At 71.5% G+C, this 26,200-nt stretch carries 10 protein-coding genes; 8 read left to right on the plus strand and 2 right to left on the minus strand.

Annotation, left to right across the window (positions count from 1 at the left end):
* Window positions 1-512 precede the first annotated feature (512 nt).
* From ACIRYZ_RS36470 to ACIRYZ_RS36505, 8 genes are all read left to right on the plus strand, one after another.
* Entirely contained in the window at window positions 513-923 is a 411-nt protein-coding gene (locus ACIRYZ_RS36470; RefSeq protein WP_402952605.1) for a hypothetical protein, read from the plus strand.
* A gap of 524 nt (window positions 924-1,447) precedes the next feature.
* Complete coding sequence (locus ACIRYZ_RS36475) at window positions 1,448-2,629, plus strand: hypothetical protein (protein WP_402952607.1); 1,182 nt, start codon at window positions 1,448-1,450, stop codon at window positions 2,627-2,629.
* A gap of 518 nt (window positions 2,630-3,147) precedes the next feature.
* Window positions 3,148-5,310 carry a HEAT repeat domain-containing protein gene (locus tag ACIRYZ_RS36480; protein WP_402952608.1) on the plus strand — a complete coding sequence of 721 codons (2,163 nt, stop codon included), beginning with the start codon at window positions 3,148-3,150 and terminating at the stop codon, window positions 5,308-5,310.
* Between the two features lie 1,309 nt (window positions 5,311-6,619).
* Window positions 6,620-11,779, plus strand: coding sequence for an acyltransferase domain-containing protein (locus ACIRYZ_RS36485; protein WP_402952622.1), 5,160 nt, complete (start codon window positions 6,620-6,622; stop codon window positions 11,777-11,779).
* Window positions 11,776-14,982 carry a type I polyketide synthase gene (locus ACIRYZ_RS36490; protein ID WP_402952609.1) on the plus strand — a complete coding sequence of 1,069 codons (3,207 nt, stop codon included), beginning with the start codon at window positions 11,776-11,778 and terminating at the stop codon, window positions 14,980-14,982. The genes ACIRYZ_RS36485 and ACIRYZ_RS36490 overlap by 4 nt, the downstream gene beginning before the upstream one ends.
* 18 nt (window positions 14,983-15,000) lie before the next feature.
* Entirely contained in the window at window positions 15,001-22,989 is a 7,989-nt protein-coding gene (locus ACIRYZ_RS36495; protein ID WP_402952611.1) for an amino acid adenylation domain-containing protein, read from the plus strand.
* Window positions 22,986-23,540: a carboxymuconolactone decarboxylase family protein gene (locus tag ACIRYZ_RS36500; RefSeq protein ID WP_402952613.1), complete on the plus strand. Its 555-nt coding sequence runs from the start codon at window positions 22,986-22,988 to the stop codon at window positions 23,538-23,540. The genes ACIRYZ_RS36495 and ACIRYZ_RS36500 overlap by 4 nt, the downstream gene beginning before the upstream one ends.
* Entirely contained in the window at window positions 23,540-24,568 is a 1,029-nt protein-coding gene (locus tag ACIRYZ_RS36505) for a hypothetical protein (RefSeq protein WP_402952615.1), read from the plus strand. The genes ACIRYZ_RS36500 and ACIRYZ_RS36505 overlap by 1 nt, the downstream gene beginning before the upstream one ends.
* A 66-nt stretch (window positions 24,569-24,634) precedes the next feature.
* On the opposite strand, the gene ACIRYZ_RS36510 is transcribed toward ACIRYZ_RS36505, so the two are convergent.
* Both ACIRYZ_RS36510 and ACIRYZ_RS36515 read right to left on the minus strand, forming a co-directional pair.
* A complete protein-coding gene (locus ACIRYZ_RS36510) occupies window positions 24,635-25,111 on the minus strand; it encodes a MarR family winged helix-turn-helix transcriptional regulator (protein WP_402952616.1) in 477 nt (158 codons plus the stop codon).
* Between the two features lie 136 nt (window positions 25,112-25,247).
* Window positions 25,248-25,808: a uridine kinase gene (locus tag ACIRYZ_RS36515; protein WP_402952618.1), complete on the minus strand. Its 561-nt coding sequence runs from the start codon at window positions 25,806-25,808 to the stop codon at window positions 25,248-25,250.
* Window positions 25,809-26,200: the final 392 nt, after the last annotated feature.

The following is a 26,200-nucleotide window of genomic DNA, read 5'->3' on the forward strand; positions in this document are numbered from 1 at the left end:
GGTGAGCTGAGGCCTACCAGCCGTCCATCGCCCGGATGTCCCCGGACAGGGCGTAGCGGCGGCAGGCGAGGATCTCCTCCGTGGTGATGCCGCCCACCACCATGCGCATGCGCATCCGGCCGGGCCCGGCGCGGTGCGCAACCGACCCGGCCGGCTACCCGGCCAAGGCCTGCGGCGGCCGCGACTGCGATCCCCGTCGCAGTGCCCCCACCTGCGGCATCGCACTCCGCGCACCTGGCCCGCACCCGCTCTTGCGCATCGTGATTCGGGCAGTTGCGACCCGGATCGCACTGTCGCACCCGGCTCCGGCCGTTGCGCAGCCGGCGGGTGCGCGGGCCGTCGCAGTCGCAGCACCCGGCGGTGCAGCACACGCTGCTGCTGCACCGCCGAAAGCAGCAGCAGGGTGCAGCAAGGGCGGCCTTGCTACACGCCGAGCAGCAGCACGCCCGGGTGCAGCAAGGGTGGCCTTGCTGCACCCGTGACCGTCCGGTCCGGCGGGCGGTTGCACGGGCATGACGACCTCTCCGCTGTCCTGGCTGCCGCTGCCCTCCCCGGCCGACCGTGCCGAGGACGAGCCCGCCTCCGGGTCCGACGACCAGGCGCTCGACCCCGTCCAGCTGGCCGCGCTCCACCGGGGTCGCGACGCCGGAGAGGCCGCAGCGGCGTGGGCGCGCACCCACGCGGCCGCTGCCTCCCCCGCGTCGGCGGCCCGGTGCAGCGCCGCCAGCTCGGCCGCGCGCTGCACCGGGTCCTCGCCGTCGTGCGCCTCGGCCTCGTCGTGGGCGCGGGAGTGCAGCGGCAGCGCGGACAGCGGAGAGGTCGTCATACCGGGTGCAACCGCCGCCGGGTCCGGCCGGTCACGGGCAGCAGCGGGCGCAAGCAGCGCAGCCGCCCGGCTGCACGAGCAGCGGCCGCTGGTGTAGCAAGGGCGCCCTTGCTACACCACTCGGGGCAGCAGCCGGCGTGTAGCAAGGCTGCCCTTGCTGCACCCGCTGGCGGGCGGCGCTGCTCGCTGCCCGGCTGCGACTGCGATCGCCCGCGCAGCCGTGCTGCCCGCGCTGCGACAGCCGTCGCAACGCCGGGCGCCGGGGTGCGCAGGCGCCGGTGAATTTGCCGCCCATCGGGTGCGACGCAAACTCCCCACCGCAGGTCACGGCCGGTGCGAACGGGATCGCACCCCGCCCGCCGCAGGCCTCGGCGCGGCCCACCGACCCGGCCGCCGACGCCGCCGGCGGAACTCGCTGCGCAGCAACGGGCCAGCCCGCTGCGCAGGCGCAGCGGCCGGTTGCAGCGCTGCATGCGCATGCGCACGGCGGCGCTGCGCATGCGCAAGGACGGGTGCGCAGCGCTGCGCACCCGCTGCTGCGATGGGCTGCTGCTGCCTACCGGAGTGCGGAGTTCCACCCCGGGGTGAAAGGCGATGCTGCGCCGAACTAGCATCCCGATCATGAGTTTCTCCCCGGGGCAGAAGTCGATGGCCGAGCCGATGCTGTTCGGTGCGCCGACCTGCACGGTGTGCGGCAAGGAGATGGAGCCGAGCGCCACGGGCCGCCCGAGGAAGTACTGCTCGAAGGCGTGCTCGTCGAAGGCGGACCGCGCCCGGGAGAAGGAGAAGCGGGAGCAGGTGCTCACCGCGGCCGCCGAAAACCCCCGGGGCGAAACTCCGCCCCTCGCCGACCTGCCCGCCGATGGCCCGGCCGTTGAGCTGCTGGAGTTCGGCGAGGAGCTGCGCCGGCACGGCGAGCGCTTCCTCCTCCAGCTGGAGCGTGCGGAGCGTGAGAGCGATGGAGCCCTTGCCTGCCACGCCCTGGAGGAGATCCTCCGCGCCGCCGACGGTCTGGCCGCGCGCCACCGAGAGCTCGCCGAGCGGATTCTGAGCACGCATTCCACCCAGACGTCCACCCCCGGCGAGAGCGCCCCGGAGCCCCTCGTTTCACCCCGGGGCGAAACCGCGGCCTCGTCCGACATTCCCGCGAGGACGGGCGTACAGGCGTCGGCGGCCGCCCCCGGACCGGCGCCGGTGACTGGCGGCCCCGGCCCCGCGGACCGGCCCGCGCGGGTCTCGCCCCGGGGCGAAACTCCCCCGCCCACCGACCCCGTTCCGGCCCGGCCGCAGGCCTCGCCGACGCCGGTTCCTCCCCGGGGGGAAACACGGCCCGTTGCGCGCCCGGCCGTTGCGGAGCCCGTTGCGCCCCGGGGTGAAACGGCGCCCGGCGGCGAGCGGCTGCGCGGGCTCGTCGACCAGCGCCTCGCCCAGCAGCAGACCGCGAACTGGCCCACCCCGGCCGTGCCCGCTGCGGAGCGGCCACCCACCGAGGTCCTCGTCCCGGCCGATCCGATGCACCGCCGCCTGCCGCCCAGCGACGTGCGCGTCGCCCTCGATGCGGAGCGGTTCGGCGACTGGTGGGCGCTGGCCGGCTGGACGGTCAACCCGGACGTCTACCTCGTGACGGGCGAGGGCCACCAGGTCGGCTGGGTCGAGCGCGGCCTGACCGGCATCGGCGACCGCTGGGTGGCGGTGTACGAGAACTACTTCATCGGCGACATCAGCACCCAGGAGGCGATGCTCCACGACACCCCCGAGCAGGCCGCCTTCACCGTCCACACCGCCTACCTGCAGAACCTCTGACGGCGCTGCGGGCGTGATCCCGGTCGTGCCCGGCTGATCCAGCGCGCCACCGCCGGTGAGCTGCGGCATCCCTGCCGGACGTCCGCCCTTTGCGGCTCGCGAGCTGTAAACGGCTGGGTGCGGGGAGCCGTCAAGGCTACGATCCGGACCGTGAATGGCGACCCGGGCCGTAATTCGGCCGCCCCCGCTGACGTGCCGTTCGACGTGCCTGTGACTCCGATCGGTAGATTGCGAATCCGAGCCTTAGTTTGCGAACGGCGGTCCGGGGACTCGTTGCGGTGAGCCGTGACACGTTAGTTGGAACTTGGACGCGGTTGTTGGAACTGGAGCGCTGGTCGGATGTCGATGAGGCGGGGCCGGCGACGGCCGGCTCCCGCGCCGGGCCACGCCGTCAGGCGGGCGCGGGCGGTGGCGCCCTCTCCCGGCCGGCGGCACGGTCAGGCCGCGCACCCGGCGGGACCGCTCTCAGTGCGGGACGCGGGCTGTCGTTGTCGGTGGTGGCTGGCACTGTGGTCCGCGTGATCAACGATCTTGAAAGTGTCGACTGGTCGTCGATGAGCCATGCGTACGGGCCGGCCCACGAGGTTCCGGTGTGGCTGCGGGCGATGGCATCGGCCGACGCCGGGACCCGGGAGAGGGCGTTCGGCGACTACTACAGCGCGGCTCACCACCAGGGGGACGTGTACCCGTGCACCGTGGCGAGCCTGCCGTTCCTGTTCGCCCTGGCCGACGACCCGGCAACCCCCGACCGCGGCGCGGTCGTCCACCTGCTGCTCAGCATCGGGCGCGAGGCCGTCGACTGCGGCGACGACATCATCGTCGCGCCGGACGGCAGCGAGTCGACGGCCGCCGCGGACAGCGTGGCCATGCTGCGCGAGCGCTCCGGTGCCTTCCTCGCCTACGCGCAGGACCCGGACCCGTGGGTGCGCCGGGCGGGCATCGAGGGCCTGGGCCTGTTCGTCGAGGACGCCGACCGGGCGCTCGGGGCGCTGCGCGAGCGGCTGCCTGCCGAGGACGGGACCGTGGAACGGCTGCTCGTCGTCCACACGGCGGCGACCCTGGCACTGCGGCTCCCCGCGGCGCGCACCGCCGCGACGGCCTGGCTCGCCGCCCTGGCGGACGACCCGACGACGGAACCCGACATCCGGCTCGCCGCCGTCGTCCACCACGCCCGCTGCGGGGAGGACCGCGACGACGCCGTGCCGACCGCGATCGCCCTGCTGCGCCGGCTCGCGACCGCACCGGAGCGCGGGAGCGAGGAGGCCGGATGCCGGTCGGGAACCGGCTCCGGAGCCTGCGCGTGCCGGAACGGGCGTGAGGGCGAGGGCGAGACCGACACGCGGGCCGACGGCGAGACCGACACCGAGGCAGAAGCGGTCGCCCAGGACGGCGTTCCGCCGCAGGTCACTGCCGCGTTCGAGGACCTCGACCGGCACGGGTGGTTGCACGCCCCCACCACGACCCTGCTGCGCACCTTCCATACCGTCCTGAACGCACGGGTGCCCGAGCGCACGGCGCTGCTCACCGAACAACTCCGCAGCCCGGACCCCGCCGTCCGCTACGACGCAATCCGCATGGCCCAGGACCTCATCACGTCCTGGCGGGGCGAGCACACCGGCCTCGTCCTGCTCCTCGCCGACTGCCTGACGCCCAAGGACCCGTACACCGCCGCCGCAGCAGCCGAGAGCCTGCGGGCCCTGGGGCCCGTCGGCGAGCCCGCTCGCGAGGCGCTCGCCGCCCACGTCGCCGCCAACCGCACCACCCACGGGCCGAACGCCTGGGCCGCCACGAAGACACTTCCGGGACGCGCGCACCAGGAGGCCGTCATGGCCCTGGCCGCCCTCGGTGATCCCCGCGCCCTGCCCTGCCTGCTGACAGCGCTGGACGGCGGCACCGACGCCTGGCGCGCGGTGCAGGTCGCCGGCCGGCTGCGCCCGGGAGCCGGTGAGCTGGTGCCGCGACTGTCCCGGCACCTGGCCGCCGCCGACCTGTCGAGTGCGTGGGCCGACATGGGCACAGGCGCCCTGATGTCCGCCTTGGCCGAACTGGGTGACGCGGCCGCCGTTCCCGCGCTCACCGACGCCGTCACCGCCGCCGTCCGCCATGACCAGCCGCGCCTCGGGGCCTCCGCGCTGAAGGCACTCGCCGCCTTCGGCACCGAGGCCGCGTCCGCCCTGGACGTGGTCCGCCCGCTGGCCGACGCCGCGGACGTGAACCTGCGCGCGGCCGCCACGGCCGCGCTCTGGGCGCTCGAACGCGACCCGGCCGACGTCGTGCCCCGGCTGTGCGACCTGCTCGATACCCACGCGCACCACGACGCGGCCGATGTCCTCGGCCTGATCGGCCTGCCTGCTGCGGCCGCGCTGCCGCGCCTGCGCACGATGCTGACCGCCGGGTACGAGTGGACCCGCGTCCACGCCGCGACCGCCCTGTGGGACATCGCCGGCGAGGCCGAGGCCGACGTCGTGGTCCGGACGTTGCTGGCCGCCTGGGAGAAGAACGACGCGACGTCCAACCACGTGCTGGCTTGCCTGGATCGGATGGGCCCGGCCGCCGCACCCGCCCTGCCCCGCATCCGGGTGGAACTGGCACAGGCCCGCCGCAGCGGCCGCTTCGGGCGCGTCGCCAACGACGAGGAACTGCAGCGCACCTGCCGAACCGTCCTGGCCCGCCTGTCCTGACTGAGCCGAAGACACTTGTCCTGAACCGCGAGGACAACGAACTCCCGGCAGAGCAGGCACTTCGTGCCAGCTGGTCGGCGCGCGTCAGGGGCCCACCGGTGCGCCCCTGACGCGTAGCCACACCCCGTCGTGCAGAGAGCGACGCCGGTCGGCTGGCGCGGGACTGACCGGAGAACCGGTGGTCGGGGCCGGCCCCGGGGCGGAGATGAAGCTCGACTGGTCCACCGACCCGGTGGCGGTTGCCCTGCGCGACGCACTGGCTCGACAGATCCCCGAGTTCCCCGCCGTCCGCTCTGCGTGGGCGGCTGCTGCGCCGCCTCGAGGCGGTAAGGGCCGGTTCCGCCGCCTACTGGAGTCCGCGGCCGTACCCGTTCGCGGGGGTGTCGGCCGGCAACTACCACCTGGCGCTGCCGGTGGTCGCCACCACGCTGCGGCTGCTCGACGACCACGGCGCCGACGCTGCGTGTGGCGGCGCTTCGACCGGGCAGCGCGCCGACGCCGCGGCAAGACCGACGCCGTCGACGCGGAAGCGGCGGCCCGCACCCCCGCCACAACCTGAACCTCCGGGCGGGGCCTCGTGGCCGGTCAGTCAGCCGCTTCCTGAGGGGCGTCCGGCGGGGCGGCCCGCTTCATTTACGGGCACCGGGCTGCGCTCCGCCTTCGCCGGGCAGGGGCCACTTCCTTTGAGACCGGACATCCACACCGTCTGCCCCGCCGACCACCCCGTGTGGGGGTGGCACTGTTACTGCCGCTCCGTTTCCCCGAGCCGACCGCACAGTGCCACTCGCTGGCACTCCCGAAGACGCCTGCCAGCTCTACCGCACCACTCCCGACACGCCACCCACGACAAAGGCTCCCGGGTCAACCCTCGAAGGACTTCCCGAGCCAACCACTTAGGTCCTGGGGCAGCAGGGCGCTGTCGAGGACGCGGGTGAGGCGGTCGGCGGTGCGGGGGCTCGGGTGTACTCCGGATCGCTGTGCGCCGCTGGCCCAGCCGGACCCCGGCGTCAAGACGCTGGCCGCCCGCGTCAAGGACAGCGAAGAGACCGCCGCCCCGCCGACCCGAAGCGATATGACACAGATCACCTCATGCCAAGAGGGCGGCCGGTCCTGCGGCCGTGATGACGGACAGCGTTGCAGGTCCCAGGGTTGGCGGCCTCGACTGACGCGCGCATTTCACGTCCTCCAGGCGGTCGGGCCACCCTCCGCGGCCGGTCGGCCAGGAAATTTCGGGTCCTCTTCGACAAGATCGAGATATAGTCAACCGCATTGACGATCACGGGGGGTGTTCGACATGTCTGGTTCATCCATGCGTCCATGCGCGAGCGACATCGCGGACTGGCTCGCTGCTCGGGTCGGAGAGGATCTCCAGTTACCTGAGGCGGAAGTCGACCGCGGCGCGACGTTCGCATCTCTGGGCCTGGGCTCCCAGGCCGCCGCCGCTCTGATCGCCCGCCTGGGACGGCACCTTGGGTGCTTCCTGCCCGTGGCTCTGCTGTGGGCCCACCCGACGGTGAACGGATTGGCCGCCGCCGCGGCCGGAGAGGACACGGGCTCCCAACTCCCGGGCGCGACCCGGTCGTCGGCCGGGGATCCGGCCGAGCCGGTGGCCGTCGTATCCATGGCGGTACGCCTTCCGGGCGCCGACTCCCTGGCCGAGCTGTGGGAGTTGGTGCTCGCCGGGGCGGACGCCATCGGTCCGCCGCCGGCCGGGCGGTTCCCGCGGAACGGTCCCTTCCTGCCCGACGCAGGCTATCTCCGGCAGGGACTCGACGAGTTCGATCACCGGTTCTTTCATTTGACTCCACGTGAGACGGCGACCCTCGACCCCGTGCAGCGGCTGTTCCTGGAAGTGTGCTGGGAGGCCATCGAGGCTTCGTCGCTCCCGCGCACCGGCCTGGCCGGCAGCGCGACCGGGGTCTACGCCGGCAGCATCTGGAGTGAAAACGCCGCGGCCGCACGGCCGGGCCGTCACACCGTGCACACGGCGACCGGCTCCAGCCTGTCGATGGTCGCCAACCGTGTGTCGTACCGCTACGACCTGCGGGGCCCGTCGGTCACCCTCGACTCTGCCTGTTCCTCCTCCCTGGTGGCCGTGCACCTCGCCGCCCAGGCCCTGCGCCTGCGGGAGATCGACGCCGCCATCGTGGGCGGAGTCAACCTGCTGCAGTCCGCAGCGACCACGGCTGACCTCGTAGCCTTCGGCGGTCTTGCGCCGGACGGGCGCAGCAAGGCGTTTGCAGCCTCAGCCGACGGCTTCGGTCGTGGTGAGGGGGCGGTCGCGCTCGTTCTCAAGCGTCTGTCCGACGCCCAGCGGGACGGCGACCACGTCTGGTGCCTGATATACGGGACCGCCGTCAACAACGACGGGCACACCAACGGGCTGACCGCACCCAGCCCGGCGGCGCAGCAGGCCGTCATCCGGGAGGCGCATGCCCGCGGCGGTACGGATCCCGCGCGGGTGAGGTACGTCGAGACGCACGGGACCGGCACGACCCTCGGCGACCCCATCGAGGCGACCGCCCTGTCGGACGCCCTCCGAGGCGGGACGGCCCCGGTCCTCCTGGGGACGCTCAAGGCCAACATCGGCCATCTGGAGGGCGCCGCCGGAGCGGCGGGACTGGTCAAGGCCGCCCTGGTCATGCACCACGGCACCGTGCCCCCGTGTGTGGTGTCCGGCGCCACCAACCCGTACATCGACTTGGACGCGCTGAACCTTGCTCTGCCTTCCAGTCCACTCGAACTGTCGCCGCACGAGCCGGTGTTGGGTGGCGTCAGCAGCTTCGGTTGGGGCGGCACCAACGCGCACGTGGTGGTGGGACCGTACGGCCAAGGAGTCTCTCCGGCGCTGGACGCGCCAACCGCGTCGCAGGCCATGGTCGCGCCGGAGCGGGACCGCTCCGGCACCGCCGCTGGCGCCTGCCGCCCCGCCTTCGTGTTCTCTCCCTTCGGTGGTCAGTGGCAGGGCATGGGCCGTGAACTGCTTCAGTGTGACGCGGAGTTCCGCGCGGCTGTCGTGGAGTGCGACCGGGGCGCGGCACCAGTGCTCGGCCGTTCGCTGCTGGAGCTGATCGCCTCTGGTACCGATCTGGAGCCGTACGGCGTGGCCGTCGGCCAGCCGGCTGTGTACGCGATCCAGGTCGGCCTTGCACGGAGCCTGGCGGCACGTGGCGCACAACCAGGCGTGATCGTCGGGCATTCGCTCGGCGAGATCGCTGGCGCGGTCGCGGCCGGCGCCCTCACTGCGCAGGAGGGCGGCCGGATAGTGGCCCACTACGCGGCAGCGCAGCAGCGGCTGACAGGCCGGGGCGGTGGCATGGCGGTGGCGGCGCTGTCTGTGGCGGAGCTCGAGCCCTACCTCGCCGCCCGGCCCAATATCGTTGTGGCTGGCATGAGTTCGGCCCACTCCACCAATCTGTCAGGGCCGGAGGGCGAGCTGGACGACCTCGTGGCGACCCTCACCGGGCTTGGCCACAAGGCCAGCCGCATCAATGTCGGCCTTGCCGCGCACGGTCCGCACATCGACGAGGTCCGGGATGAACTGGTCGCCGCACTGGCGCCGGTCGACCAGTACCCCCCGGACGTTCCCATGGTCTCCGCCCTCGACGCGCGGGTGATGAACGCCGGCGACTTCACGGCCGAATACTTCGCCACAGCCCTGCGTGAGCCGGTCGACTTCGCCACCGCGTTCGCCCACCCGCTGGTGGGCGAACGTGACCTGGTGGTCGAGATCAACGCCCATCCGATCCTGGACGCCGCGCTACGCGAGACGGCCGACGAGCACATCCGGGTCCTGCCAGCCTACGCGCGTTCCGGCGATCGCCTCGCCGAGGTCGCCGCAGCATGTGGCGCCGCGCCCGCGTCCACGGAAACGCTTGTGACGCTCAGCGCCCACACCCCCGCCGCACTGGCCCGGCGCTGCCGCGACGTCGCCGGGTGGTGGCCGGAGGACTGCGGTCCTGCCGACCTCGCCCCTACTCTGGGCCACCTCGCCACCCTTCCGTACCGTGTGAGTCTGGTGGCCGCCGACCGCGACGAGGCGGTGGCCCGCCTACGCGAGCGCGCCGAGAGCCTGGAGACCACCGGGGCGGCGCCGGCCGCCCGTGGGCCCGCCCGCACTGTGTTCGTCTTCCCCGGTCAGGGCGGTCAGTGGCAAGGCATGGGCCGGGACCTGTACGCCCGCGAGCCGGTGTTTGCACGGCACCTGCGCCGCTGCGACGAGGCCTTCCGGCAGGCCTGTGGAATGGAGATCCTGCCGCTGCTGCTGGAGGACACCCGCGAGGAGACCTTCATCGACGTCGCCACCGCGCAGCCGCTGCTGTTCGCGATGCAAGTGGCACTGGCCCGCACTCTGGAGCACTACGGAGCCGAACCGCACGCGGTGGTCGGTCACAGCATGGGCGAGGCGGCCGCCGCGCACTTCGCCGGTGCGCTGTCCCTGCAGGACGCCGCAGCGGTCATCGGCCGACGCTCCCGGCTGATGGAGGGCCTGACCGGCGTCGGCGCCATGCTGGCGACCGAACTCACCCTGGCGGAGGCCGAGGACCTGTGCTCGGGCATCCCCGGAATATCGGTGGCGGTGAGCAACTCCCCCCGTTCCACGGTTCTCTCTGGCGAGGCGGCGCAGATCGCGCGCACCGCCCGGGAGCTCACCGAACGGGGTGTGTTCAACCGACCCGTCCGGGTCCAGGTGGCCTCGCACAGCCCGCAAATGGACCCGGTCCTGCCGTCGCTCGTCAAGGCCCTCGAGGACATCTCCGCGGGTCCGTCCAGGCTGCCGATGTACTCGACGGTCCTCGGCCGAGTGGCCGACGGCACCGAACTGGACGCCGGCTACTGGGCCCGGAACCTGCGCGATCCCGTCCTATTCGCCGACGCCACCACCCGGCTCCTGGACGACGGCTACACGTGCTTCATCGAGATCAGCCCGCACGCGGTGCTCAGCCCGGCGATCGACGAGACTGCCCGTGGGCGGGATGCCGTGGTCGTCGCCGTCCTGCGCAGACAGCAGCCGGAGCGACCGGTCCTGCTTGCCGCGCTCGGCCGGCTGTACGAGGCCGGGGTCCCGGTCGACCTGACCGCGCTCAACCCCCCGATCGGTTCCCGGCCGGTGCCGTTGCCCTATCCCTGGGAACGGGTGTCCACGCCGGTGTTCGCCGGCCCACCCGGCGGCTTGGGAACTGACCCTCTCGGCGTTCGCACCGAGCTGCCGCATGACCCGGCGGTCTCTGTCTACGCGGGACGGCTGGACACCGCCGTCTGGTCACTGGGTGACCATGTCGTAGGCGGGCGCAGCGTGGTTCCCGCTGCGGCGTTCGCCACGGCTGCGGCACACACCGCCGCCCCGATCGTCGGGGACGGACCTGTGACCATCCGCGGCCTACGGCTGGCCGTGGCGCTGGAGGTAACCGGCGTGGAAACGGTCCTGCAGACCATGGTCCGCGACACCGGGGCAGGCGTCACGACCGAGTTCTTCGGCCGTGATGGCGGGACTTGGACCAAGGTGGCCACCGCGAGGGCCGAACGCGCCGCAGAGGTGCCGGACCACGGCGCGGCGCCGGTCCGCACGCCCGGTTCCGAAGCGGAAGTCTCCCCGGAGGCGCTGTACCAGCGGTTCGCCGCGCGCGGGCTGGCCTTTGGACCCCAGTACCGGCGTATCCGCCACCTGACCATCAGTGAGGGTGGCGCAACGGCTCTGCTGGAGTGGGATCCTCGGCACGCCGACCCCCTGCTGCCCGTCGATCCGCGCCTGCTGGACGCCGCGCTCCAGGTCGCCGCCGCCCCGTTACTGACCGGGCCGCGCACCTTGGACGCCGAATGGACGGTGCTGACCACCGGTATCGGTGAGGTGACCCTGCTCGCCCCGCCGGGCGCCGACCCGCGGGTGGTGACCTCCCTAGCCGCGGGGCCGGAGGTCGGTTCCTTCATCGCCGACGCCGAACTGACCGGTGACGACGGCCGACCGGTGATCCGCATCCGGAGCGTGGAGATCCGCACGGTCCCCCTGCACCTGTCCGCTTCGGACAGTGAGGCCACCAGGTCCCCGCAGGACGAGCTGGCCGCGTTGCCGACCGTCGAACGCACCGGGCGCCTGACCACGCTCGTCCAGCAGGTGGTCGGACAGGTGGCGGACCTTCCGCCCGCCCAGGTCGACTTGGCCGAGCCCTTCCACAGCCTCGGCATCAACTCGATCATGGGCTTGGAACTGCGAAACCGCTTGGAACGCCTCCTCGGCACGGCCCTGTCGCCGACGGTGGTATGGAACCACCCCACCACAGAGGCCCTGGCAGCCGAACTGTCCCGTCGACTGGAGCTCGCGGGTACGGCCGATACGGGCGTGGAGCCTGGACAACGACCCGAACCGCGCCACAGCACGGAGCATGGCACCTCCGCACTTGCCGAGGAGAGCGACCTCGACGCCCTGCAGCGAGAACTGGAAGAACTGGAAGCGATGGTGGGGGAACTATGACCGCAGACGCGGAGACGGGCGCACGGCTGCGCAGCGCCCTGTCAGCCGTCAAAGGCCTGCGCGCTCAGGTGGAACAGCTGACGGCGGCCCGGCGCGAGCCCGTCGCGATCACCGGTATCGGTCTGCGGCTCCCGGGCGGCCTCACGAACCCCGCAGCGCTGCACCAGGCGCTGACCGACGGCCGCGACCTGGTCGGCGAGATCGGCCCCGCGCGCTGGAATCATGAGGAGTTCTACGACCCCGATCCCGAAATCGTGGGGCGGACGCCCTTGCGGCACGCTGCGCTCGTCGACGGAGTCGACACCTTCGACGCCGCCTTCTTCGGCATCTCGCCCCGGGAGGCCGCGCATATCGACCCCCAGCAGCGGCTACTTCTGGAGGTGGCCTGGGAGGCGTTTGAGGACGCCGGGATTCCGGTCGGCCGGCTGGCCGGCTCGGGCACCGGCGTCTACGTCGGAGCGAACTCCAGCGACTACCTCTCGATGCAGCTGGCGCGTCCCGAGACGGTCGACCTCTACACCGTCGTCGGCAGCACCAACTGCATCATCGCCAACAGGCTCAGCTACCAGCTCGACCTGCGCGGTCCCAGTCTCTGTGTTGACACCGCCTGCTCTTCCTCGCTGGTGGCCGTGCACCTCGCAGTCCAGGCCCTGCGCGCGGGCGAGTGCGACACCGCGATCGCCGCAGGGGTCAACCTGCTGCTCTCACCGGCGACCATGGTCGCTCACTCCAAGGGCCTGCCGCTGTCGGCGGACGGGCGATGCAAGACCTTCGACGCCGCAGCCGACGGCTATGTCCGCGGCGAGGGAGTGATCGCCGTCGTCCTGAAGCGGCTGTCCGACGCGCTGGCCGACCGCGACCGCGTCTACGCGGTCATCCGGGGATCGGCCGTCAACCAGGACGGCCGCACCAACGGACTGACCGCCCCCAGCGGGCGGGCGCAACGCGACTGCATCACGGCCGCGCTGCGCAACTCGGGTGTCACACCGTCACAGGTCGGATTGGTGGAGGCACATGGGACTGGAACAAGCCTGGGCGACCCCATCGAGGTGGAGGCCATCGCTGAAGTCTACGGCTCGGTGGACGGGCCGGACTGCCACCTGGGATCGTTGAAGACCAACATGGGCCACCTGGAGGCCGCCGCCGGGATCGCCGGGCTGGTGAAGGCCGCGCTCGCCGTACACCACCGGTCGGTCTATCCATCGCTGCACCTGAAGGCGGTCAATCCGCACCTGCGGCTCGACGGTACACGGCTGCGCCTGGCGCGCGACCGGGTCCGGCCCTGGGAGGCCGGTGACGACCAACGGCTCGCCGCCGTCTCGGCGTTCGGAGCCGGCGGCACCAACGCGCACGTGGTGCTCGGGCCGGCCCCGGCCGGACCGATGGCGGAGGAACTCACCGCCGCGTCTCCCGGCGCCCCGCTGACCCTGCGTCTGTCCGCGGCGGCCCCGGCCGCCCTGGCCGAGCTCGCGGACCGGTACGCCGCGCTGCTGGACGCCGCCGACGAGGACCGCGTGCGGGCCGTGACCGCGGCCGCTGCCCGCCGCAGAACCCCGCTCGCCACCCGGATATCGGTCTCCGCCGCCACCCCCAAGGAACTGGTCCAGCTGCTACGGGAAGCCGCCGAGGGCCAGCCCGGACTGGCCGGCGTGACCGGTACGGCCCGGGGCAGCGGCGGCACGGTCTTCGTCTTCCCCGGCCAGGGGCCCCACTGGACCGGGATGACGGCCCGGCTGCGCACGACGTGTCCCGCCTTCGCCGAGGCCGTGCACGAGGTGGACCGCGCCATGAAGCCCGTGCTCGGCCGGAGCATCCTCGATCTGATCGACCACGGCGACGCAGGACAGCTGCCCACTCGGTATGTCCAGCCCGCCCTGTTCACCGTCGCTGTGGGGCTCACCGCGGCCTGGCGAGAGGCTGGCATCCGTCCCGACGCGGTCATCGGCCACAGCATGGGCGAGGTCGCCGCCGCGTATGTGGCCGGCGCCCTGTCCCTGTCGGACGCCGTGACGGTGATCTGCGAGCGGTCGCGACTGCTGGCCGGGCTCGACGGGCAGGGCGCCATGCTCGTGGTGGGCGTCGGCCAGGAGCGGGCCCGTGCACTGTGCGAGGGATACGACGACATCTGCGTTGCGGTGGTCAACTCACCTGGTTCCACCGTGCTTTCGGGAGCCCGGTCGTCCCTGGAACAGGTGGCGGCCCGGCTGGCCACTGAGAATGTCTTCAGCAGGTTCGTGGCCGTGGACGTCGCCTCGCACAGCCCCCAGGTGGACGTGCTATGCGAGGAACTGCCGCGGGCCCTCACCGCCATCCGACCCAGCGCCCCGGAGCTGGACATGATCTCCACGGTGACCGGTTCCACGCTCACCGACGCCCCTTCTCCCGCCTACTGGTACGCCAACATGCGCGAGCCCGTGCGCTTCGCGGAGGGCATCGGACGGCTGCTTGCGGACGGGCACGACACCTTCATCGAAATGTCACCGCATCCCACGCTGGTGGACGCCCTGGACGAGCTGTGCGCGGAGACCGACGGCCAAGCGGTGGCCAGCTGGTCGCTCCACCGCGACCTGTCGGACGACATCGCGCTGGAACGGGCCTTCGGCTTTCTGTACGTCCACCGCCGCCGTGGGCCCTGGCCGTGTCCCGCCGGCGAACCTTTCGCGGAGCCGGTGCCCATGGTGACGCTGCCGAGCTATCCGTTCGCCCGGGAACGGCACTGGTTCACCGCGGACCAGTGGGCGAACCCTTGGATCGGCCGGCCTGTGGCCGCCGGGCCCGCCACAGCGTCCTGGGCGGAGCCAGAGCAGCCGCAGAACCGGCGGTGGTCCGCGGAGGAGGTGACTGGCACCGTGATCCGGGCAGTCGCCGAGACCCTGCGCTTCGATGAGACCGCCCTCGACCCGGACGCCGGATTCTTCGCCCTGGGGATGGACTCCATGCTGGCCACGCGCCTTGGCACGCGCCTGGCCCGAACCTTCGGACTCCCCCTGCCCACCCGCCTGATGTTCGAGCACCCCACCGCCACCAAGCTCGCCGCGTACCTCACGAGCTCCCTTCGGCGGGAGTGGGGCGTGGAGGAACCCACAAGGACACTGGCGGCCCGGCGCGCTCCCGCCGCACCGCAGCGCACCACGCCTGAGGGGCTCGGCGACGACGACCTCATCAAGGCGCTCACCGCGCATCTTGAGCGCTCGACCAGCTGACGCACGGGGGAAACAGCCATGACCACTCAACTACCGGACGACACCCGGGGACTGATCCGATCCGCACTGGAGCGCATCACGTCCCTCACCGACGAACGGGACGCACTGCGCAACAGGATCAGCGAACCGGTCGCCATCGTCGGCATGGCCGCGCGGATGCCCGGCGGCGCACACGACACCACCGCCCTGTGGGAGCTGCTGGCTCAGGGTCGGCAGGTGACCGGCCCCTACCCGAACGCGAGGCTGGACGACGTGCCCGGCGGCTTCCCCGGCGGGCTGCCCACGGGTGGGTTCCTGGACTCGGTCGACCGCTTCGACGCCGAGTTCTTCGGGATCTCCGCGCGCGAAGCCCGCTTCATCGACCCGCAGCAGCGGCTGCTACTGGAAGTCTCATGGGAGGCGCTGGAGAATGCCGGCGTCCGACCCGCCTCCCTCAGGGGCGGCAGGACCGGCATCTACGTCGGGGTCACCAACAACGACTACATGCAGGCATTGCTGACCCACACGGCGCCCGAGGAGCTGGAGGCGTACGCGCTGACGGGCGGCGCCTCCACGTTCGCCGCCGGGCGGATCGCCCACTGGCTGGGCGTGCACGGTCCCAGCCTGTCCGTCGACACCGCCTGTTCGTCCTCCCTGGTCGCCCTGCACCTGGCGGTCCAGGCCCTGCGTGGCGGGGACGCCGACCTGGCCCTCGCCGGCGGTGTCAATGTGCTCTTGTCGCCCGAGTGGTACACGGTGCTGGGCAAGGCCAGCATGCTGTCGCCCGAGGGCCGTTGCAAGACCTTCGACGCCTCGGCCGACGGGTACGCCCGGTCCGAGGGGTGCGGCGTGGTCGTCCTCAAGCGCCTTTCGGATGCGCGGGCCGACGGTGACCGCATCCTCGGCGTCATCCGGGGCAGCGCCGTGAACCACGACGGCCGCGCCAGCGGCATCACCGTGCCCAACGCCGAGGCGCAGCGTGAGGTGGTGCGGGCCGCCTTGGCCGCGGCGGATCTGTCGGCCGAGGACATCGACTACGTAGAGGCGCACGGCACCGGCACCCGCCTCGGTGATCCCATCGAGGTCAACGCGCTCGCCGACGTGCTGTGCACGCAGCAGCGCTCGGGCCCGCTGCTGCTGGGATCCATCAAGGCCAACCTCGGGCACCTGGAGCCCGCGGCGGGCGTCGCGGGCCTGATCAAGGTCGTCCTCAGCCTCCGGCACGGACTGCTCCCCCCCCAGCCAGGCCTGTCGAAGGTCAACCCGGAGATCGACCTCGCCCGGCTGGGCATCGAGGTGCCGGTCGGGGGGCAGACGTGGAAGCCCGGCGAACGGATCCGGCGCGCTGGCGTCAGCTCCTTCGGTGCCAGCGGCACCAACGCGCATGTCATCGTCGAGGAGGCACTCGCCGACCCGGCACCCGGCGAACCGCGGCGGGATCCAGGGGTTCACGTGCTGCCGCTGTCAGCCCGCACCGCACAGGGGGTGGCCGACCTCGCTCAGCGGTACCTGGACCGGCTCGGCCCCGCCGACGGGGAGGCACCGGACGCCACGGTCGCCGACCTGGCGTACACGGCCGGCGCCGGGCGCGACCACTGGCCGCACCGGTACGCCGCCGTCACGGTGAGCGCCACCGAGCTGCGTTCCGAACTCCGGCGGGTGGCAAAAGGAGAGGCCGTCCCGGCCGACCCAGTGGGGCGGTCCCGCAGGAAGACGGCGTTCCTGTTCACCGGACAGGGCTCCCAGTACCCCGGCATGGGCGCCGACCTGTTCGAGCACTCGCCCGCCTTCCGCGACGGCCTGCTGCACTGCGCGGAGCTGACCGACGGTCTGCTGGAACGTCCATTGTTGGAAGTGATGTTCGCCCGAGACGACCGTGTCATCCATGACACGGCGTTCACCCAGCCGGCGCTCGTGGCGCTCGAGTGGTCACTGGCGCGGATGTGGCGCGAACTGGGCATCGAACCCGATGTCGTGGTCGGCCACAGCGTGGGCGAGATCACCGCCGCGGCGGTGGCCGGCGTCCTGGACGTCCGGGACGCGCTGGCCGTGGCGGCGGCCCGGGGCCGGCTGATGCGGGAGTTGACAGAACCGGGCTCGATGGCGGCGGTCTTCGCCCCGGAGGCGACGGTCCGCGCGCTGCTGGAAGGCCGGGACGACATCGGTCTCGCCGCCCTGAACGGCCCGGAGCACACGGTGATCTCGGGCCGCCCTGCCGCCGTGCGCGAGGTGCTGGCGCAGGCATCCGGGCTGGGCGTGCGGAGCAGACAGCTCGAGGCGGTACGGGCCTTCCACTCGCCTCTGATGGAACCGATGCTGGACGACTTCCGGCGGGAACTCACCGGGATCGCCTTCTCGGCCCCGACCCTGCCGCTGGTGTCGTCGCTGACCGCACGCGCGGTGGACGGGCCGGGCTGGAACGCGGAGTACCTGGTGGAGCACGCTCTGCGGCCCGTCGACTTCGTCGGCGCCATGACGACCGTCATGAACAGCGGTGCCAACCACTTCATCGAGACGGGACCTGCGCCCACGCTGCTCGCCATGGCGCGCCGGTTCGTGCCGGAGGAGCGGCGCCGCGGTCTATGGGCAGCCTCGTTGCGGCCCGGCCGTGCCGACCGTGAGGTCGTCGCGAGCGCCGTCGGCGAGGCCTACACGGTCGGAATGGACATCGACTGGCGGAAGCTGTGGGCCGGCCAGGACGTCCGGCTCACCGATGCTCCGACGTATCCGTTCCGCCGGTCGCGCCACTGGTACCAACCGAGCCGCCGGACCAGTGCCCCGGCCGCCCTGACGCCGACCGCCACCGTGCCGCAGCCGGACTCCGGCTCCCTCCTCGGCACGCGCGTGCCCACGGCGGGCCCGGGCGCGGCCTTCCTGGCAGCCTTGGACAGCACTGCGGACCCTGCCCTGGCCGACTGTGTCATCGGCGGCGAACCCATCGTCAACGTCGGCTTCTTCCTTGAGGCCGCGGTACAGGCCGCCCTGACGGTGAGCGAGCGGAAGACCGTCCACCTGGCGAACGTCACCGTCCCGCAGCGCCTGGGGTACGACGACGAGCGGCCCCCGACGGTCATGCTCACCCTGGAACCGGCGGGCGACGGCACCCTGCGCTTCGACTACCGGTCCGACCCGGCGGACCCCACGCTGGAGTGGCCCGTGCACTGCCGGGGCCGGATCGGCGCCTCACCGGCGACCGCTGTGCCGTCGGCCATCCCGGCCGCCAGCCCTGCGCACCGGATGACCGGCGCAGAGTTCTACCGCCAGATGTGGTCCCGCAAGCTCTACCTCGGCGACTCCGCCAGATGGGTGGAGGAGGTCGGCTTCGACTCGGGGCGCGCCCAGGCCCGGCTGAGGGCCGCCACCGCCGAGGAGAGGCGGCGCTATGTCGTGCCGCCCGGGCTGACCGACGCCATGTTCCAGGTCCTCTTCGCGCCGTTGGCCGCGCGCGGCACCGCCGACAGTGCGTTCATGGTGGTTGGTGTCGAGGGCTTCACCGTACAACCCGGACTTCCTTCCGTTCCCTTGACGGTCCGGCTGCGCGTACACGACGGCGCCGCCGACGCGCGGATCGTCACCGCCGATGTGTCCCTGGTCGACGACGGGGGGACGTGCTGGGTGTCCGTGACCGGGGTCACCCTGGCCCAAGCCCACGCGCACAGTCCCGCCGCGCCCACGGCACCGAGTACCCGCGCATGGGAGCCGCTCAGCGCGTCCGTCACGTCACGGCCCGACCCTGCCGCACCGGACGAGGCCGCCGGCCCGCTCACCGTTGTCACCGAGGCATGCGCCCGCTCGCTGCGCGCCGAACCGAACCGATTGCCCCGCGACGAGCCACTGCAGAACCTGGGCCTGGACTCCCTGATGGCCCTGGAGATCAAGGACGTGGTGACCAGGCGCTGCGGGGTGGACATCCCCCTCGCGGTGTTTCTCGAAGGCTCCAGCATCGCCGAACTCGCCGCGTACGTCAGGCAGCGGCTCGAACGGACGTGCTCCGATGAGAGCGCCGAACTCGTCTTCGACCCTGCGGGACGGCACGAGCCGTTCGGCCTCACCGACCTCCAGCAGGCTTATCTCGTGGGCCGGTCGGAAGGTCTGGAACTGGGCGGGGTGTCGACCTTCTTCTTCATCGAGGCGGACCTGCACGGACTGGACTGCGACCGGCTGGAGTCCGCGCTCGACACCGTCATCGCCCGGCACGACATGCTGCGCGCGGTGATGACCGAAGACGGCGGGCAGCGCGTCCTCCCCGAGGTCGGGCCCTACCAGCTGGACCGCCTGGACCTACGCGCGGTACCGGCTCCGGACCTGCCAGACCTGCTGGCCGAGCGGTCCCGCCGGCTGTCCTCCCAGGTCTTCGACCCCGCCACGTGGCCGCTGTTCCACCTGGCTGTATCGCTGTTGCCGGACGGCGTGACCCGGCTGCACGTGGGCATCGACGCGCTCATCATCGACGCCTGGAGCACGGCCCTGTTCTTCGCCGAACTGTCCCAGACGTACCGCGGACGCGAACTTCCCCCGCTCCAGCTGACCTTCCGTGACTACGTCTGCCACATCCGGGCGCTGGAAGGCAGGTCGGCGTACGCGGCGGCCAAGGCCTACTGGACGGACCGGATCGACACCCTGCCGCCAGCCCCCGAACTGCCCCTGTCCGCCGACCCGGCCGCCATCGGCCGACCCGACTTCGCCCACCTGGGCGCCACGGTGGACGCGGCACGCTGGGAGCGGTTCAAGGCCCACGCCGACGCCGCCGGCGTCACCCCGTCGGCGGCCCTCGCCACGGCCTACGCCGAGACCATCGCGCGCTGGTCGGCCACCCCCCACTTCACCCTGACACTGCTTTTCTTCAACCGCGCCCCCGTGCACCCGGAGGTGTCCGCGGTCCTCGGCAACTTCTCCACGACCCTGCTGCTGGAGGTCGACACCCGGGGTGAGGCGGACTTCGTCACCCGCGGACGGCGGCTGCAGCGACAGTTGTGGAACGACCTGGAGCACAGCGCCTTCAGCGGCGTGCAGGTCCTGCGGGAGCTGGCCACTCGCCAGGGCACGGCGCGGGCCGGCCGGGCACCCGTGGTTTTCGCCAGCACGCTGAACTTCTCTTCCGGACAGGGCCCGGCCTCAACCGCGCTGACCGACCACCTGATCAGCCTGACCGGCCGGGGTACCGAGGTGTCCTCGAAGATCCGTACGCCCCAGGTGTGGCTCGACCACCAGGTGATCGAGGACGCCAGCGGACTGCGACTCAACTGGGATTACGTCACCCAGCTGTTTCCGCAGCAGATGGTCGAGTCGATGTTCGCGAGCTACCGGCGGCTGGTCGAGGAACTCTGCGACGACGAGCAGGCCTGGCAACGTGTACCCGATCTCCAGCTGGTCGCAGAGGAACTGGCACCTCGCCAGCTTGCCAACGACACGGCGATGGAGCGGCCCGTCGGACTGCTCCACCACGGCTTCGAGAAGACCGTGCAGATCACCCCCGACGCCCCAGCACTGATCTGCGGCGACGAGGCGCTCACCTATGCAGCGCTGGACGAACGAGCCGATGCCCTGGCACATCGCATCGCCGCCCGCACCGGCACCGATCCGGAAGAGCTCGTCGCGGTCATGCTGCCCAAGGGCATCGGCCAGGTGGTGGCCGTCCTCGCGGTACTCAAGGCCGGCAAGGCCTATGTGCCGATAGCCGCCGACCTGCCCGTCGAACGTGCCCGGCGCACGCTCGAACTCTCCGGAGCCGTAATGACGGTGACCGACCACGACACCCGCGCGGCGCACCCGTGGCTGAGTGCCGTCCCCGCGCTGGACGTGGCGGAAACCGGCGACGACGACCCGTCCGCCGGCGCTCCGCCGACCGCCTCGGCCAAGCCGAACAACGTCGCATACGTCATCTTCACCTCCGGCTCCACCGGACAGCCCAAGGGTGTGGTGATCGAGCACCAGGCCGCACTCGGAACGCTCCAGGACATCGGTCGGCGCTACGCCCTCGGGGCCGCTGACCGGGTACTCGGCTTGTCGGCGCTCAACTTCGATCTGTCCGTCTTCGACATCTTCGGCACCTTCGCGTCGGGCGGCACGCTCGTCCTGCCCCAGCCGGATCAGCTGCGCGAGCCCGCTGTCTGGGCCGACCTGGTGCGCCGGCACGGCGTGACGGTGTGGAACTCCGTCCCTGCCCTGCTGCAGATGATGACCGATCACTTGGAGGACGAGAGGGAGACCCTTCCTACGCTGCGCACTGTCATGCTCAGCGGCGACTGGATACCGACTGACCTGCCCGGGCGGGCTCGTGACCGTGCCCCCGGCGCGGACATCCACTCGCTGGGCGGCGCCACCGAGGCCGCCATCTGGTCCATCACCTACCCGGTCGGCACCGTGGACCCCACCCGGCCGTCCATCCCGTACGGCAAGCCCCTGGGCAACCAGGTCTTCCACGTCCTGGACGAACAGCTGCGGCACCGGCCCACCTGGATTCCCGGCGAACTGTACATCGGCGGCGACGGACTCGCCCGCTGCTACCTCGGCGACCCCGACAGAACGGCGGCCGCCTTTATCGACACCCCGCACGGCCGGCTGTACCGCACCGGCGATCTGGGTCGGTACCTGCCGGACGGGAACATCGAGTTCCTGGGCCGCCGGGACGGCCAGGTGAAGATCCAGGGCTATCGGATCGAACTGGGCGAGATCGAGGCCGTACTGGGTCGGATCCCCGGCGTGCGCGGCGCCGTCGCGGCGGCCGTCGGAGAGGCGGCGGAATCCAGGAGCCTGGTGGCCGGCGTCGTCCTGGACGCCACGGCTCCGCCCCTCGACACCCTGGCCGGGGAACTCCGTGCGCAGCTTCCCGCATACATGCTCCCGCGGCGCATCGTCGAGCTGGACGCCCTGCCCGTCACGGCCAACGGCAAGGTGGACCGGCGCGCCCTGGAAACCCATGCCCGGGCGTCCGGGCCCCGGGGGCAGGCCGAAGCACCGCGGGACGACATCGAGCGTTTTCTCCTGGACGTGTGGGCAGAGTTGCTGCCCTCGTCACCGACCGGCCGGGACGACGACTTCTTCGCACTGGGCGGCAACTCCCTGCTCGGGGTGCGGCTCATGTCGCGTATCCGCACGGGCCTGGGAGCCACCCTCCCGCTCTCAGTACTCTTCACGCACTCCACGATCGCCGCTATGGCCGACGCCGTGCGGGAGGGCAAGACGAGGCGGGCGGCACTCGTGCCAATGGCGTCCGACGGAAGCGGCCCCACGGCGTACTGGATCCATCCCGTCGGCGGGGACGTGGTGTGCTACCGCGAGCTGGCCCGGCTCCTCGGGGGCCCGGTGACCGGCGTGCAGGTGCCGGACGACTGGGACGGCTCCACCGGTATTGCCGGACTCGCCGACCGCTACGCGGACACGATCGCCGCGGAGGCCACCGGCCCGGAGGTCCGGATCGCTGGCTGGTCCATGGGCGGGGTACTCGCCCTCGAGGTCGCCGAGCGGCTGGCCGCCCGGGGCCTGATCGTGGCGCCGGTCGTCGCACTGGACCTCATGGAGCACCCGGATGAGCACGGTGATGAGCCGTCCCGCGCCGATCTGCTCGCCTGGTTCGCCAGGGACGTCGCGCAGGTCGCGGGGGTGCCCGACCCGATGGCGGGGTTCGACCCGACTCCGGCCGCCATGACCGAGCAGGCCGTGACCGAGCGGCTGCGCGACTGCGGGCTACTGGGTGCCGACACAGACGAGGAGACCTTCGGCGCGCTTCTGTCCCGATTCACCGCCAACGCCCGTGCCCTCGCCACGCACCGGCCGGGCACGTACAGCGTGCCCGCCGTCCTGGTCCGCGCCCGTAACGGCGCCACCGAGGAGGTGACGGCGGCATGGGCCGCGCACCTGGCCGGGCCGATGGCCGTACAGGTGCTCGACGGCGACCACTATTCGGTGCTCCGGCCGGACCGGGTCGAGGTGCTCGCCTCGGTGGTCCGCGCGGCCTGGAGTTCCCCAGATTTCCGGGTGACGAACCCGTCATCCGGCTCTCACTGTCCCGAAAGGACGTCAGCATGACCGAGTTCATCCGCCATGATCTCTCCTCGGTTCCCGAGAAGTCCCGGCCCATCATGGAGAACACCGCCAAGGGCTTCGGCTTCATCCCCGCCCCGGTGGCTCTCATGGCCGAGTCGCCGGAGCTGCTCGAAGGGTTCATGACCGGCAACGGGCTGTTCAACAAGACCACGCTCAGCCCCCTTGAGCGCGAGGTCCTCATCCTCACCATGGCCACCCGGGTGGAGTGCCACTACTGCGTGTCGATGCACTCCGCCATGCTGACCCGTCAGGGCGCCGACCAGAAGCTGATCGGGGCGCTGCGGACCCGCACGCCACTGGAGGACCCGAAGCTGGAGGCCATGCGAGTTTTCACACTGGCCGTCATGGACGGGTACGGCCACGTCTCCCCGGAGACCATGGATGCTTTCCTCGGCGCCGGCTACACCCGCCGCAACGCCCTTGAGGTCGTCCTGGGGCTCGGGGTCTACACCATCTCTACCTACGCGAACCGCATGACCGAGGCCCCCCTGGACGAGCCCTTCAAGGCGTTCGAGTGGCACGGCGAGCACTGATGAGCATGGCACCTGAGACAACTGAGAGAAAGCAGGCTGCCGGGCGACAGGCCTCTCTTCGCCTTTGGCGATGGCCGCTGGTCCTGTCGCTGATTCCGCTCCTGACGCTGTCGTTCGTCTTCGCCGCCACCGCCACCCGCTCAAACGCGTCGGCGGCGGTCGAACCGGATTCGCTGGGACCGGATATCGCACGCGGCCTGAAGTCCTTCAACAAGGTGTCGCTGGGCGGCGGGTTCGTAGAGACCCTGTACTCCGCCGACTCGTCCAACCAGCCGCAGACCCTCGCCGTGCGGGTGGACGCGGCGGCGATGAACTCGCTGCCGACCACGCCGGTCCAGGACGGGCAGACGTGCTTCGACAAGACCGGCGCCGGCATCGACCTGGCGACGGACTGCGCGAGCGGCCACGAACGGGACCTCTGGTTCCCGAAGCTCAGCGGACTGCCGTTCCAGTGGCTGATGTTCAACTGGCAGGCGCATGGCCACGGCCCGGCGCACGTCTTCGACAAACCGCACTTCGACATGCACTTCTTCATCCAGGACTTCACGGAACGCAACCGGATACGCACCGGGCCGTGCAACCTCGTCATCAACTGTGATGACGAGGCGACGGCGCAGAAGCCCGTGCCGGCGCCCTACGCTCCGGAGGGATGGGGCATGCCGGGAGCCGCCGGCCGCATGGGCAACCACATCATCGACCCCAATGCGGCGCCGGCCAACGGCGGTCCGTTCACCCAGGCCTTCGCCTACGGAACCTGGGACGGACACATCAGCTTCTGGGAGCCGGTGATCAACAGAGACTGGGTCGTCTCGGCGAAGCCGTCAGAGTGCCGGGCGGTTCCGCAGACTCCTGCCGTGGAGCTGACCGGGTTCTACCCGACCCAGATGTGCACGCGCTACGGCACAAACGGTGACCTGACCTTCACGCTGGAGAACTTCGTGAAGCGCACGGCACCCGCCGGGGCACAGCCCCCGGCCTGGGCAGGCGGTGCCACGCAGGCCAACGGGTCCGCGACGCACAGCCACTGAACACGACACCCGTCGGCAGTGCCCGTACCGCCCACCCCGGTGAGCGGTACGGGCACTTATCCGTCTTCACACACCCAGCCACCCGACGAACCGGTCCAGGCCGTCGAAATCGCCCACCTGCGCCAGGACGCCTTCGGCGAGCAGCATCTCCCGCTCACCCACCAGGGCCGCCCATTCATCTCGCAGCTGGTTGAGGATCTCGCCGGAGGCCGTGAGGGCGTCGATGCCCCGTGGAGTGAGGAACAACTCGATCTGTCGCTGGTCACGGACGCTGGGACGACGCCGCACATAGCCGAGGCGTTCCAGCCCGGCCGCCGTCTTGCTGGCGGCTTGCTTGGACACGCCCAGCCTCCGCCCGAGATCGGAGACGCTTCCACCCCGGCTGATCATCTGCATGGCGAAGCCATGCGCCGGCCGCAGCTCGGGATGTCCCATCTCGGCCAGGCGCGCATGGAGTTCGTCGATCAGCACGCGAAACGCCGACAGGAGCAGGAAGGGAAGCGCGTTTCCGGGGCGTTCTGACGGCATGACGAGCGTGAGCACTCCAGCGATGGCACAGGATCTTCCCAGCGAGCCGCGCCGGGCGCGGCCGTGGCAACCCATGCTAGTCGCTGACGGAACCGGGTGCCCAACCCGCCTGGCGATGTGCGGCGGCATCACCGGCCGCTATGAGCAATAGTCAAGACTTGTGGATCAGCTCATTGGCTGCGATCGCCGTCCAGACCTGCTGAGCAAGGTCGTCGACCGGGCGGTCGCCGCTGACGACCAGGTCGCAGCCGCCACGCAGGGGTTCGACATGCTGTTCATGCGCGGCACGCCGGTGGTTGAGGTAGTTGCGCAGGAGGACGTCGAGGGGGAAGCCGTCCCGCAGGCACTTGCGCTGGATCTTCCGGGCCAGGCGCAGGTCGGCAGGCAGGTCGACGAAGATGTCGAACCGCACGTTCGCTGTTCGCGGGGTGACATGACGGGCGAAGAGGCCGTCCACGATGACAACGGGCGAGCTGGCGAACGCGGCGTCGGTGTCGTGCGCGAGACGCGTGAAATCCAGCGACCGGGGATCGCCGACGTCCAACCGCGGCACCCCGGATTCATCCGGCTCCCAAACCCCCTGCTCAGGAGTGAGGAAGTAGTAGTCGTCACCGTGGAGTACCCGCGCTGGCCCCCGGGGTGTCGTAGCCGCCAGTGCGGTAGCCAGTGTGGTCTTTCCCGCCCCGGCACCTCCAGTCAGCGTGACCAGCATGTTCTCTCCTCGCTGTCGTGGTGACGCCCGGAGCATCGCATACGACCCGAGGACTCACGCCACCAGCGGGCACGGCCGGTTCTGAGGTAGCCCCAGCGCGGAGACGCGCTGGGGCTACCCGACGAGCTGTTCTTCTCCGCCCTGACCCGACGTCTACGACGCCGCGGCCAGTTCGCCTCCCGCGACGAACTGCCCGCGGCCATCGACACCTTCGTCTTGGCCTACGACGAACACGACGCCAAGCCCTACCGCTGGACCTACGACGGCAGCCCACTCAAAGCCGCATGAACCCCCGAAGGCGCTGTCACGTTGACCGAGAAGTGGGATGATCTTCGGGGCGGTCGTGGCTGGGAGGGCCTGTCGTGGGTGTCGTGTCACCGGCGTACAAGAGG

It is taken from the genome of Kitasatospora sp. NPDC101155 (assembly GCF_044768305.1).
Lineage (GTDB): Bacteria > Actinomycetota > Actinomycetes > Streptomycetales > Streptomycetaceae > Kitasatospora.